At 68.3% G+C, this 13,292-nt stretch carries 8 protein-coding genes; 7 read left to right on the forward strand and 1 reads right to left on the reverse strand.

Translation table 11 applies throughout. The features are described from left to right. Positions 1-32: 32 nt before the first annotated feature. Positions 33-296, reverse strand: coding sequence for a GlsB/YeaQ/YmgE family stress response membrane protein (locus tag GPX89_RS39635; protein ID WP_157392933.1), 264 nt, complete (start codon positions 294-296; stop codon positions 33-35). A 214-nt stretch (positions 297-510) separates the two neighbouring features. Between GPX89_RS39635 and GPX89_RS39640 the strand changes: the two genes are divergently transcribed. The 7 genes from GPX89_RS39640 (at position 511) to GPX89_RS39670 (ending at position 13,291) form a co-directional block, all read left to right on the forward strand. Further along, positions 511-3,765: a ferritin-like domain-containing protein gene (locus GPX89_RS39640; protein WP_198347806.1), complete on the forward strand. Its 3,255-nt coding sequence runs from the start codon at positions 511-513 to the stop codon at positions 3,763-3,765. 233 nt (positions 3,766-3,998) lie between these two features. Then, on the forward strand, positions 3,999-6,419 hold the full coding sequence (locus tag GPX89_RS39645) for a GcvT family protein (RefSeq protein ID WP_157392935.1): 2,421 nt from the start codon (positions 3,999-4,001) through the stop codon (positions 6,417-6,419). Positions 6,420-6,424: 5 nt separating this feature from the next. Further along, entirely contained in the window at positions 6,425-7,564 is a 1,140-nt protein-coding gene (gene solA / locus GPX89_RS39650) for an N-methyl-L-tryptophan oxidase (protein ID WP_157392936.1), read from the forward strand. After that, positions 7,555-8,691: an aromatic ring-hydroxylating oxygenase subunit alpha gene (locus GPX89_RS39655; protein ID WP_328602879.1), complete on the forward strand. Its 1,137-nt coding sequence runs from the start codon at positions 7,555-7,557 to the stop codon at positions 8,689-8,691. Before solA ends, GPX89_RS39655 begins: the two co-directional genes overlap by 10 nt. Next, entirely contained in the window at positions 8,685-10,184 is a 1,500-nt protein-coding gene (locus tag GPX89_RS39660; RefSeq protein WP_157392937.1) for an aldehyde dehydrogenase family protein, read from the forward strand. The genes GPX89_RS39655 and GPX89_RS39660 overlap by 7 nt, the downstream gene beginning before the upstream one ends. Before the next feature lie 39 nt (positions 10,185-10,223). Continuing rightward, positions 10,224-11,771, forward strand: a complete 1,548-nt coding sequence (locus GPX89_RS39665) for an APC family permease (protein WP_157392938.1) — start codon at positions 10,224-10,226, stop codon at positions 11,769-11,771. Then, positions 11,768-13,291 (forward strand): GMC family oxidoreductase, encoded by a 1,524-nt coding sequence (locus GPX89_RS39670; RefSeq protein WP_328602847.1) that lies wholly within the window; start codon positions 11,768-11,770, stop codon positions 13,289-13,291. Before GPX89_RS39665 ends, GPX89_RS39670 begins: the two co-directional genes overlap by 4 nt. The last annotated feature ends 1 nt before the right edge of the window (position 13,292 follow it).

Below are 13,292 nucleotides of genomic sequence, written 5' to 3' on the forward strand. Positions count from 1 at the left end.
CCCTGGTGGTTCGGGTGCGCGGAGCGGGGAGGTCAGACTCGGGCTCTGATCCACTTGTAGATGACCAGCACGATGATCGCGCCGATGATGGCGCCGATGAAGGCGTGCTTGACCGGGGGATGGACGTCGAAGTGGTGGGGTGAGAAGACCAGGCTGCCCAGGGTGCCGCCGACGTAGCCGCCGATAATGCCGAGGACGGCGGTCCAGATGATGCCGAAGTCCTCCTTGCCGGGGACCAGGAGGCGGGCGATCGCGCCCGCGATGAGGCCGATGATGATCATCGTGATGATGCCCATGGCGTGCTCCTTGCCTTGAGATACCGCATTGTCGAAGGTAGCAGGGCTGCCGGTCTGGATGAGCGTGTCGCAATACATCAGCGTGGCCAGGTGGCAGGTACCGGTACCGGTGTCGAATTGACGGTTTCTCGGGCGGCGAAACACTCGTCGACGCCCGGATTTCGAGACGATGATGGGATTCGGACGACTTCATGACGATCCGAAAGGCACGCGCATGAGTGAGAATGCGCCGGAAACTCCCAATCTCACCGGCCAGGGCGACCTGGCCCGGACCATCGCCGCCCGGGGCGGACTGGCGGCGCCGGAGGAGCCGTTCGTCATCGAGCACCGCGAAGCCCTCATCTACATGCTCTGTCAGGCGGCCGAACTCGAGCACGGCATCATGTGCCAGTACCTGTTCGCGGCGTTCTCGCTCAAGACCTCGGCCGAGGAGGGGCTCGAGGCCGACGAGCTGGAGAAGGTCACGCGCTGGCGAAAACTGGTGTCGCACGTGGCCACCCAGGAGATGCTGCACCTGTCGCTGGTGCACAATCTGCTCTCCGCCATCGGCGCGGCGCCGCACATGGCGCGGCCCAACCTGCCGCTGCCGGCCGCGCACTATCCGGCGGGAGTGCAGCTGGCGCTGCTGCCGTTCGGCGAACAGTCGTTGCGGCACTTCATGTTCCTGGAGCGTCCCGAGGGCATGGACCTCGACGATGCCGAGGGCATCCAGAGCCTCGGCCGCGCCGCCGCGCACATGGAGCAGGGTGAAATCGTGCCGCGGCTGCAGGATTTCGCGACCGTCGGGCACCTCTACCGCTCGATCGAACGCGGCATCGAGCACCTCGCCGAGAAGTACGGCGAGCGCTGGCTGTTCGTCGGCCCGCACCGCGCCCAGGCGACCCAGAAGCATTTCCGCTGGCCGGAATTGGTGGCGGTGACCGATGTGGCGTCCGCGAAGCTCGCCATCGACACCATCCTCGAACAGGGTGAGGGCGCGCGCGGCGACTGGCGCGACGCCCACTTCGGTCAGTTCGTCAAGATCCTCGACGAGTACGAGCAGTGCCTGCGCGACAACCCGGACTTCGACCCGGTGCGCCCGGTGCTCGCGGCGAATGTCCGTGCGCCGGAACGGGATATCCCGGTGCCTCTGATCAGCGATCCCGACACCGCCCGTGTCACCGACCTGTTCAATGTCGGCTACGAGATCCTGCTGCAGATCTTCGAACGCTTCTTCGCCCACACCGAGGAGTCCGACGCGCAGCTGCGGACCCTGGCCGACGCCACCGTCGCTCTCATGTTCAGCGTCATCCGCCCGCTCGGCGAACTCATCACCACCTTGCCCGCCGGTCCTGATCACCCGGGCAAGACCGTGGGTCCGAGCTTCGAATTATTCTATGAGACAGACTATTTGATGCCGCACCGCGAGGCCGCGTGGACTCTGCTGGCCGAGCGGCTCGGTGAAGCTGTCACGCTGACCGACGACATCCGGGCGGACGTGCCCGCGGTGGGGGAGCAACTGGTCCCGATTGCGAAGGCGTTCGCAGACATTCAATCCACGCTGACCGCGCACTTCCCGAGCTGGAACGCCCACGCCCGCCCCGAAATCCTCGGCCTCGACCCCGCCGTACAGACCGCTGCCCGGCAGCGCGCCGACGAGTTCGCGGCGCGCGTAGCCGGAATCGACGCGGGCACAGAGCCGGCCGACCTGTTCGCCGCCGCCTACGCACTCACCCGCCACCCGGCCCCCGCCGGCGTCATACCCCGCCTCGCCGACAGCGTGCTGCGCCCCCTCTCCGAAGCCGTAGTCCGACAGGGACTCGGCCCGGCCGGCGCCTCGTCCCCGCCCTCGGGCAGCACCGCCACACCGCGGGCCACAGCCGCCGCGCAGACCGCCGGTGCTGGACCGCAGAACTTCGCCGCCGCAGCCGAAAGCGTGGCATCCACTGGTTCGGCGGCCGCAGCCGCCATACACGCGCCTGCGACGGAGTCGGGCTTGGCCGAGCGGTTGCAGGAGCTGGCTGTCGCGGCGACCCGGTTGCGGGGCCGCAGCGATCTGCTCGAACTCGTCGAGGCTGCCGCCGCGCTGCAGGATCTCGCCTGCGCGGTCCTGCCGGTGAGTGAAAGGGCTGGGCTGCGTGCGGAATTCGCCGGATTGCAGGCTGAGTTCGCCGCGTCGATCCGGACCGCCAAGAACGGGCCCTACCTGGTGACGAATGTGGCGATCGTCGACCACCTCGGACTGCCGGTGGAGGTCGGCCCGACCGTCGCGCTCTGCCGATGCGGGGCGTCGGCGCTCAAACCCCTCTGCGACGGCAGCCACGCCCGGATCGGCTTCAATGACGCGAAAGATCCCGCGCGGGTGGCGGATCGGCGTGACACGTACGCGGGCGAGCAGATCACGGTGTTCGACAATCGCGGCATCTGCCAGCACTCCGGACTGTGTACAGACCGGATTTCGACGGTATTCCGCACCGCCGCAGAGCCTTTCGTCGCACCCAATGGCGGGCGCATGGACGAGATCGTGCGTGCCGTGCGGGCCTGCCCCTCAGGGGCCCTGAGTATGGCCTTCGATGGCGTCGAGGCGCGTGACCTCACCGATTGGAACGGCACCCGGGAACCGGTCATCGAGGTGACCAAGGACGGGCCCTACCGCGTTCGCGGTTCGGTCCCGCTGGCCGGACCCGACGGCGGCGATATCGAGCGCGCACAGGGTGCGTCCACCGAGCACTGCGCGCTGTGCCGCTGCGGGCAGTCCCGCAACAAGCCGTTCTGCAGCGGAATGCACTGGTACGTCGGATTCCAGGACCCGGTCCTCGCTCCCGGTCAGGAACCCACCCTCTTCGAGTGGGCGGGCGGCTATCCGGCGCTGACCAGGATGACCGCGCTGCTCTACGAGAAGCTGATCCCCGACGACCCGGTCCTGGCCGCGGTTTTCGCCGCCGCCGACCCGGATCGCGCCCGGCGCGAAGCCGATTGGATGGCGGCTGCCTTCGGCGCGCCCGGCATGGCCGCGGAGCCGCTCGCCCGGCCCGTCCTCACCGACGAACAGCGCGAGCGCTGGGCGCGGCTCTGCCTGCGGGCGGCCCGGGACGCCGGGCTCCCGGCGGATCCCGAATTCCGTTCCGCCTTAGCGGCTTTCGTCGAGTTCGCCGCGACCGCCGAGGGCGAAGCGCCGGAATGGGATTGGGGCCCGCTCGGGGTGCCGTCGGCCGAAGCCGCACCGACCGGCACCGAGGCGGCCGAACCGGACCTGCCCGGCCCCGACGAGGCGGTGGGCTTCGCCGCCCACATCAAACCCCTGTTCCGGGAAAAGGATCAGCGTTCGATGAGCTTCGTCTTCGACCTGTGGTCCCTGGACGACGTCACCAAGCACGCCGCCGAGATCCTCGGCCGCCTCACCGCCGGCAACATGCCCTGCGACGGCGCCTGGCCCGCCGAGAAGATCGCCGTCTTCCGGCGCTGGACCGAAACCGGCATGCGCCCGTAGCCGTCCCACCGGTTCGTCGACCGTAGGCCCGGCAGCGATGCCCGTTCGCTGCCGGGCCTGTTCGTGTCCGCCCGCGGCGCCGGCCGAAAATCGGTTGTCATACACCGAAACTCGCGGGAAACAAACGGAATACGAATAATTCGATTCCGGTTGACAGCCGTGCGCGCCGGGCGGAGCATAGTTGCGTATTACGGCACATGGTGCGCAATACGCAACACTCTGGAGGCTCGGTCATGCAGCCGCGAGTCGTCATCATCGGTGCGGGAATCGTCGGCACGGCCCTGGCGGACGAGATCACCCGGCTCGGCTGGACGGATGTCACCGTGCTCGATCGGGGCCCGCTCTTCCGCACCGGCGGATCCACCTCACACGCACCGGGTCTGGTGTTCCAGACCAATCCGTCCAAGACCATGGCCGAGCTGGCCCGCTACACCGTCGAGAAGTTCGGCGCGCTCGAGGCGTTCGACACCGTGGGCGGGCTGGAGGTGGCCACCACCCCGGAACGATGGACCGACCTGCATCGCCGGCACGGGTGGGCGCAAGCCTGGGGGATCGAGGCCCGGCTGCTGGACGCGGGCGAATGCGCGCGGCTGCATCCCCTGCTCGACCCCGACCGGGTCCTCGGCGGATTCCACACTCCCACCGACGGTTTGGCGCTGGCAGTGCGCGCCGCCGAGCGGCAGGCGGCCGCGGCGGCCGACCGCGGCGGCCGCTTCATCGGCTATTGCGAAGTGGTCGAGGTGATTTCGTCCTCCGGGAGGGTGACCGGCGTGCGCGCCCGGGACGGGCAGGAGCTGCCCGCCGATATCGTGGTGAGCGCCGCCGGATTCTGGGGTGCGCAACTGGGCCGCGGTGTCGGACTCACGGTTCCGCTGGTGCCCATGGCGCATCAGTTCGCCAAGACCGGCCCGGTCCCCGCGCTCGCCGGTGACGAACGGCTGCCCATCCTGCGCCACCAGGACGCCGATCTGTACTACCGCACCTACGGTGACCGGATCGGCATCGGCTACTACGGGCATCGCCCGCGGCCGGTCGAGATGGACACCCTGCTCACCGACACCGCCGGGGAGCCGATGCCGTCCATGCTCCCGTTCACGGCCGCGGAGTTCGAACCGGCCTGGGCCGAGACCCTCGGCCTGCTGCCCGCGCTCGGGGAAACCAAGGTGGACGAGGCCTTCGACGGCATCTTCTCCTTCACCCCCGACGGCTTCCCGATCCTGGGCGAGCACCGCGACCTGGCCGGATTCTGGGTCGCCGAGGCGGTGTGGGTGACGCATTCGGCCGGGGTGGCGCGCGAGGTGGCGCGGTGGATCGTCGAGGGCGCACCGGGTATCGACCTGCACGAGGCCGACCTGTACCGGTTCGAGGAGGCGGCGCGCAGCCCGGAGTTCATCCGGAGTACCAGCGTGCAGGCGTTCGTCGAGGTGTACGACATCATTCACCCGCACCAATACCGCAACTCCCCGAGGAACATCCGCACCGGTCCCTTCCACGCGCGGCAGCGGGAGCTGGGAGCGTTCTGCTACGAGGGCGGGCTGTGGGAGCGACCGGCCTGGTACGAGGCCAATGCCGGGCTGATGGCGGAGGTCGCCGCGCAGGGCGTGGCCTTCCCGGCCCGCGACGACTGGTCCGCGCGCTTCTACTCGCCCATCTCGATCGCCGAAGCCGCCTGGACGCGAACGCATGTCGCCATGTACGACATGACTCCGCTGACCCGCTACGAGGTGACCGGAACCGGCGCGACCGCCTTCCTGCAGGAGCTGACCACCAACGACGTCGGTAAGAAGCCGGGTGCGGTCACCTACACGCTGCTCCTGGACGGCGCCGGGGGAGTCCGCAGCGATCTGACCGTCGCCCGGCTCGGCGAGTGCCACTTCCAGGTCGGCGCGAACGGTCCGCTCGATTTCGACTGGCTGACTCGCCGCCTGCCCGGCGACGGCAGTGTCGTCCTGCGCGATATCACCGGCGGCACCTGCTGTGTCGGAGTCTGGGGACCAGATGCGCGGGACATGGTGCAGCCGCTGTGCCCGGAGGACCTGTCGCACAAGGCATTCGGATACTTCAAGGCCAAGAGCGCCTATCTGGGCAGCATCCCGGTCACCATGCTGCGGGTCTCCTACGTCGGTGAACTCGGCTGGGAGATCTACACCAGCGCCGAACATGGTGCGGCACTGTGGGATCTGCTGTGGGAGGCCGGGCGTCCCCAGCGCGTGATCGCCGCGGGCCGCATCGCCTTCAACAGCTTGCGGCTGGAGAAGGGCTATCGGTCCTGGGGCACCGATATGACCACCGAGCACACCCCCGATGCCGCCGGACTCGGATTCGCCGTCCGCATGAGCAAGCCGGACTTCCTGGGCAAGCGGGCGCTCGAGGCCGCACCGCCGCCGCGACAACTGCTGCGCACCCTCGTCCTCGACGATCCGGCCGCCGTGGTGCTCGGCAAGGAGCCCGTCTTCATCGACGGCGCGGTCGCCGGATACACCACGAGCGCGGGCTATTCCGCCACCGTCGGCCGCACCCTCGCCTACGCCTGGCTCCCGGCTACCGCCCAACCCGGCGACGAGGTCGAAATCGCCTATCTCACCGAGAGATTCACCGCGCGGGTGCACGCCGATCCGGTGGTCGACCCCGAGATGGCCCGGATTCGGAGGTAACCATCATGACCGAAACCTACGACGTCATCGTCATCGGCCTGGGCGGCATGGGCAGTGCCGCCGCCTACCACCTGGCCCGGGGCGGGCACCGGGTACTGGGCCTGGAACGGTTCACGCCCGCCCACAGCAACGGCTCGAGTCACGGCGGCTCGCGCATCATCCGGCAGTCCTACTTCGAGGACCCGGCCTATGTGCCGCTGCTGTTGCGGGCCTACGAATTGTGGGAGCGCCTGGCCCGCGACGCCGGGGACGAGGTGTACCGGCTCACCGGCGGGTTGTACGTCGGGCCACCGGAGTGCGTGACCGTCGCGGGCAGCATTCGCGCCAGCCGGGAATGGTCGCTGCCGCACGATCTGCTGGACGCACGCGAAATACGCACGCGTTTCCCGAATTTCACCCCCGAACCGCACTTCATCGGCCTCTACGAGGAGCTGGCCGGATTCGCCCGGCCCGAACGTACCGTCGCGGCGCACCTGCGGCTCGCCGCCGCGCACGGCGCGACGCTGCGCTTCGGCGAGGTGGTCGAATCCTGGCGGGACTCCGGTACCGGCGTGACCGTCAGCACCGCCTCTGGCACCTATACCGCTGGCCGACTGGTGATCTGCCCCGGAGCGTGGGCACCCGGCCTGCTCGCCGACCTGGGCGTCGAGATCGACATCGAACGGCAGGTCATGTACTGGCTGCAGCCCGACACCGGCGCCGAGCGGTTCGAACACGACCCCATCTACATTGCCGAGAACGACTCCGGCGCACAGATCTACGGCTTTCCCGCCATCGACGGACCCGACGGCGGAGTGAAGACGGCCTTCTTCCGCAAGGGCATCCGATGTACCCCCGACACCATCGATCGAACGGTGCATCCGGCGGAGATCGACGAAATGCGCACCCGGGTAGGGGAATTGCTGCCCGCGCTGAACGGTCCCGCCGTCCACGCCGCCACCTGCATGTACTCCAACACCGCCGATCAGCATTTCGTGATCGCCCGGCACCCCGCTCACCATTCGGTCACCGTCGCCTGCGGATTCTCCGGGCACGGCTTCAAATTCGTGCCGGTGGTCGGCGAGATTCTCGCCGAGCTCGCCATGACCGGCACGACCCGCCACCCCATCGACCTGTTCGCCCCGCAAAGGCTGGTATCCCTGTGAGTTCGGCACTGATTCCCACCCTCGGCGGCGAGTACTACTGCGACCCGGCCGTATTCGCCAAAGAGCAGGAGCGCATCTTCGAACGGATGTGGTTCTGCGCGACCCGCGCGAGCGACCTGGCCGACCCGGGAGCGTTCCGCCGCATCCAGGTCGGTCGCGAGAGCGTGCTGGTGGTGCGCGGCCACGACGGCGAACTGCGCGCCTTCCTCAACGTCTGCCGCCACCGCGGGGCCCTGATCTGCACCGAGACCGAAGGACAGGTGCGGCGCACGCTGCGCTGCCCGTATCACGCCTGGACCTACGCACTGGACGGCAAACTGGTCGCCGCACCCAATATCGGTTCGCTGCAGGATGATTCGGGGTCCCCGATCGACCGCGTCGCCTACGGGCTGATCCCGGTCGCGCTGCGCGAATGGCTCGGCTACGCCTGGGTGTGCCTGGCCAACGAGCCGCCCGCCTTCGAGGCCGACGTGATCGGCGCGGTCACCGGACGACTGGGTGACGCCGCCGCCATCGACCACTACGGCATGGAACGGCTCGCGGTCGGCAAGCGCGTGGTCTACGACGTGGCCGCCAACTGGAAGCTGATCGTCGAGAACTTCATGGAGTGCTACCACTGCGCGACCATTCATCCCGAACTGGTCGAGGTGCTGCCCGAATTCGCGAAAGGCTATGCGGCGCAGTACTACGTCGGCCACGGCGCCGAGTTCGGCGACCGCGTCGACGGTTTCACCGTGGACGGCCGGGCGGGCTTCGAGGCGCTACCGGGTCTCACACCCGAACAGGACCGCAAGTACTTCGCGATCACCATCCGGCCGACGGTCTTCGTGAACCTGGTGCCCGACCACGTCATCTTCCACCGCATGTACCCGATGGCGCACGACCGCACCATCGTCGAATGCGATTGGCTCTACGCGCCCGACGTCATCGAATCCGGCGGCGTGCTCGACCATTCCGTGGAACTGTTCCATCGGGTGAACGAACAGGACTTCGCGGCCTGCGAACGGACCCAACCGGCCATGTCCTCGCGCGCGTATCGGCAAGGCGGCGTGCTGGTTCCGGCCGAACACCACATCGCCGAATTCCACGCCTGGACCCGGCAGCGGATCGAGGATCCGCAATGTTGAGCGACGACGAACTCTGTTGCGGGCCGAGCCTCTACATCGACGGCAAATGGACCAACGCGCTCGGCGGCGGCACCCGTGACATCGTGAATCCGGCCGACGGCACGGTCATCGCCACCGTGGACGAGGCCGATCGGGCCGATGCGGTGGCCGCCGTCGCCGCGGCCCGGGCGGCCTTCGACACCGGCGGTTGGCCCGCTACACCGGTGTCCGAGCGGGTCGGGTTGCTGCTGCGCATCGCCGACTCACTTGCCGCCGAGCGCGACCGGCTCGCCCGCATCGAAACCCTCGACACCGGAAAGACCCTGCGCGAGAGCTATATCGACGTCGACGACGTGATCGCCGTCTTCCGCTACTACGCGCACCTGGCCGCCACCGGCGCCGACCGGCTCGTCGACATCGGCGATCCGGCGATCGTCAGCCGGGTGGTGCGCGAACCCGTCGGCGTGTGCGCCCTGATCGCGCCATGGAATTATCCGCTGCTGCAGATGTCGTGGAAGATCGCGCCCGCGCTCGCGGCCGGCTGCACCATGGTGGCCAAGCCCAGCGAGGTCACCCCGCTGAGCACCATCGCCCTGGTGCGCCTCATCGACCGCGCGGGGGTGCCGCCGGGTGTGGTGAACCTGATCCAGAGCAGCGGGGCGAGAGTCGGTTCCGCGCTCACCGACACCCCGGACGTGGATCTCATCTCGTTCACCGGCGGCGCGGCCACCGGCGAGATCATCGCGGGCAAGGCCGCCCGGCATATCACGCGGGTGGCGCTCGAACTCGGCGGCAAGAATCCGCACATCGTGTTCCCCGACGCGGATTTCGACAGCGCGGTCGACGCCGTGCTGACCGGCGCGTTCCTGCACTCCGGCCAGGTCTGTTCGGCGGGAACACGATTGATCGTCCACGAGTCCATCGCCGACGAGTTCGTGGCCGCGCTGGCCGGCCGCGCCCGCGCGATCCGCGTCGGACCCGGCCTCGATCCCGCCAGCGAGACCGGTCCGCTGGTATCGGAAGCGCATCGCGCGAAGGTGGAAGCCTATGTGGCGCTGGGCATCGCGGGCGGGGCCCGGCTCGTCACCGGCGGCGCGCGGCCGGACGATCCGGCGCTGCGGGACGGAAGTTTCTACCTGCCGACGATTTTCGACCACTGCCACCGGCTCATGCGCATCGTGCAGGAGGAGACCTTCGGCCCCATCCTGACCGTCGAACGCTTCACCACCGACGACGAGGCCCTGATGCTGGGCAACGACACCGCCTACGGCCTTGCGGCGGGCGTCCGCACCGCCGACCTCGCCCGCGGCGAACGATTCACCCGCGCCCTGCGCCACGGCACGGTGTGGCTCAACGACTTCGGCTATTACACCCCCGCGGCCGAATGGGGCGGCTTCGGCCGCTCCGGCATCGGTCGCGAACTCGGCCCCTCCGGCCTGGCCGAATACCAGGAAACCAAACACATCTGGCACAACACCGCGCCCGCGGTGGGCGGCTGGTTCACCGACAACTGAATATGGTTCTCAGCGTTTAGTTCCGAAAGTTGGTCCGTCATGACGACCACCCGTCCACCCGCTCCAACCAGCACTCCGGCCCACGATCACGGCATGGCGGAATTCGGCTATCGGGAATCCCTGAGCCGAAGTATCGGGAAATTCGCGAGTTTCGCCGCCGGTGTCAGCTATATCTCCATTCTCACCGGCACGTTCCAGATGTTCTATTTCGGCTTCGGCACCGCCGGACCCGGATACCTGTGGTCCTGGCCGGTGGTGTTCGTCGGGCAGCTCGCCGTGGCCCTGTGCTTCATGGAGCTGTCGGCGAAGTATCCGGTCGCGGGCTCGGTCTACAACTGGGCCAAGAAGCTCGGCAGCCGGGCGGTCGGCTGGTCGGCAGGCTGGCTCATGCTCACCGCCTCCATCGTCACGCTATCGGCGGTGGTCCTGGCCTATCAGCTGAATCTGCCGAAACTGTGGAGCGGATTCCAACTCGTGGGCGACGGCACCGGCAGCCACGACTACGCCACCAACGCGGTGATTCTCGGGACCGTGCTCATCGTCTTCACCACCGTCGTCAACGCCTTCGGCGTGCGGCTCATGGCCATGATCAACAGCGCGGGCGTGTTCATCGAACTCATCGCCGCGGTGCTCATCGCGATCATCCTCGGCGTCCACGTGACCCGCGGCCCGAGCGTGTTCTTCTCCAGCAACGGGTACGGGGCCGGGCAGAGCGGCGGCTATCTGAGCGCCTTCCTGGTCGCCTCCCTGGCCTCCGGGTACGTCATGTACGGCTTCGACACCGCCAGCTCGCTGGGTGAGGAGACCGTCGAGCCTCGGCGGACCGCGCCCAAGGCGATCCTGCGAGCGCTGTTGGCGTCCTTCGTGATCGGCGGCGCGATCCTGGTATTCGCGGTCATGTCCGCGCCGAATCTGGGCGACGAGAAGCTGGGCACCACCGACGGCGGCTTGCAGTACATCGTCGAACAGGTGATGTGGGGCTGGCTGGGCAAGGTCTTCCTGGTGTGCATCGTCATCGCCGTAACCGTGTGCGCCCTGGCCGTGCACACCGCCGCCATCCGGCTCACCTTCGCCATGGCCCGCGACAACGCGCTGCCGTTCGGGGAGAAGCTGGCTCGGGTCAGCCAGAAGCACCGGACGCCCATCATTCCGGCCGTGGTGATCGGAGTGCTGGCGGCGCTCATCCTGGTCATCAATATCGGTCAGCCGCAGGTGTTCACGGTGCTGACCTCCATCGCGGTCGTGATGATCTATCTGGCCTATCTGCTGGTCACCGGGCCCATGCTGTGGCAGCGGCTCAAGGGCGGCTGGAAGCCGCAGGAGCTGGTCGAGGCCGGGTACTTCTCCATGGGGCGCTGGGGGCTGCCGGTGAACATCTTCGCGGTGCTGTGGGGCCTGGGCATGGCGATCAATCTGGCCTGGCCGCGCTCGGCGGTGTACGGCGGGCCCTGGTACAACACCTGGGGCGCGTTCATCTACATCGGCGTCATCACCGGGGCGGGCCTGATCTGGTTCGGGCTCAGGGGAATTCGCGTCATCGGTGTGCTCGCCTCGCATGCCGCCGTGGAATCCGAGGTGACGGCGTGAGCGACACCTTCGACTATGTGATCATCGGCGGCGGCTCGGCCGGATGCGTGGTCGCCGCACGACTCAGCGAGAACCCGGACATCACCGTCTGCCTGCTCGAGGCCGGGCCGTCGGACGTCGGCGACGAACGCATCCTGCGGCTCGCGGACTGGATGCTGCTGCTCGAATCCGGTTACGACTGGGACTATCCGGTGGAACCGCAGGTCAGCGGCAACAGCTTCCTGCGCCACGCCCGCGCCAAGGTGCTCGGCGGCTGCTCCTCGCACAACTCCTGCATCGCGTTCCATCCGCCCGCCGAGGGACTGGCCGAGTGGGAGGCCATGGGCGCGACCGGGTGGGGGCCCGACGGGCTGCTGCCGTATCTGCCGAAACTGCAACGCACCGTGGAGATCCGCGACATCCCGGCCAAGGACCCGTGCGGCGACGCGGTGCTCATGGCCGCCGCGCTGGCCGGGCTGCCGACCGTGGAATTCAACCGCGGGACCACGGTGACCAACGGGGCCGGATGGTTCCAGATCAATGCCGACGCCGAGAACGTACGCATGTCCTCGTCGCACGCGTATCTGCATCCGATCATGGGGCAGCGGAAGAACCTGGAGATCCGCACCGGGTGCTGGGTCAGCGAAATCCTGTTCGACGACACCGATTCCGCCATCGGGGCCCGCTATCGGCGACCGGATCTCACCGGGTTCGACACCGTGCGCGCCCGGCGGGAGGTGATCCTCAGCGCGGGCGCGATCGACACCCCCAAACTGCTCATGCTCTCGGGAATCGGTCCGGCGGACCATCTCCGGGACATGCGGATCGCGGTCCGGGTGGATTCGCCGGGGGTCGGCTCCAACCTGGACGACCATGTCGAGGGTCTCGTGTTCTGGGAGTCCCCGTGCCCCATGGTCACCAGCTCGACCCAGTGGTGGGAGATCGGGCTGTTCGCCACCACCGAACCGGGCCTCACCCAGCCGGATCTGATGATGCACTACGGCAGCGTCCCCTTCGACATGAACACCGTGCGCTGGGGCTATCCGACCACCGAGAACGGCTTCTGCCTCACACCCAATGTGACGCAAGGGCATTCACGCGGCACCGTGCGCCTGCGCTCCCCCGACTTCCGTGACAAGCCGCGCGTGGACCCGCGCTACTTCAGCGACCCGGACGGGCACGACGAACGGGTCATGCTGCACGGCATCCGGCTGGCCCGGGCCATCGCCGAGCAGCCGCCGTTACGGGAATGGGTGGCAAGGGAATTGGCTCCCGGGCCCGAGGCCGTCACCGACGAGGAACTCGTCGACTACATGCACCGGACACACAACACCGTCTACCATCCGGCCGCGACCGCGCGCATGGGCGCGATCGACGATCCGATGGCGGTGCTGGATCCCGAACTCCGGGTCAAGGGCGTGCGGGGGCTGCGGGTCGTGGATGCCTCGGCCATGCCGAAACTGCCCGCGGTGAATCCGAACATCACCATCATGGCGATGGGCGAGAAGTGCGCCGACCTGGTACGGGCGGAAGGCCGATAAA

Origin of the sequence: Nocardia terrae (genome assembly GCF_009760405.1) — a bacterium.
GTDB lineage: Bacteria > Actinomycetota > Actinomycetes > Mycobacteriales > Mycobacteriaceae > Nocardia > Nocardia terrae.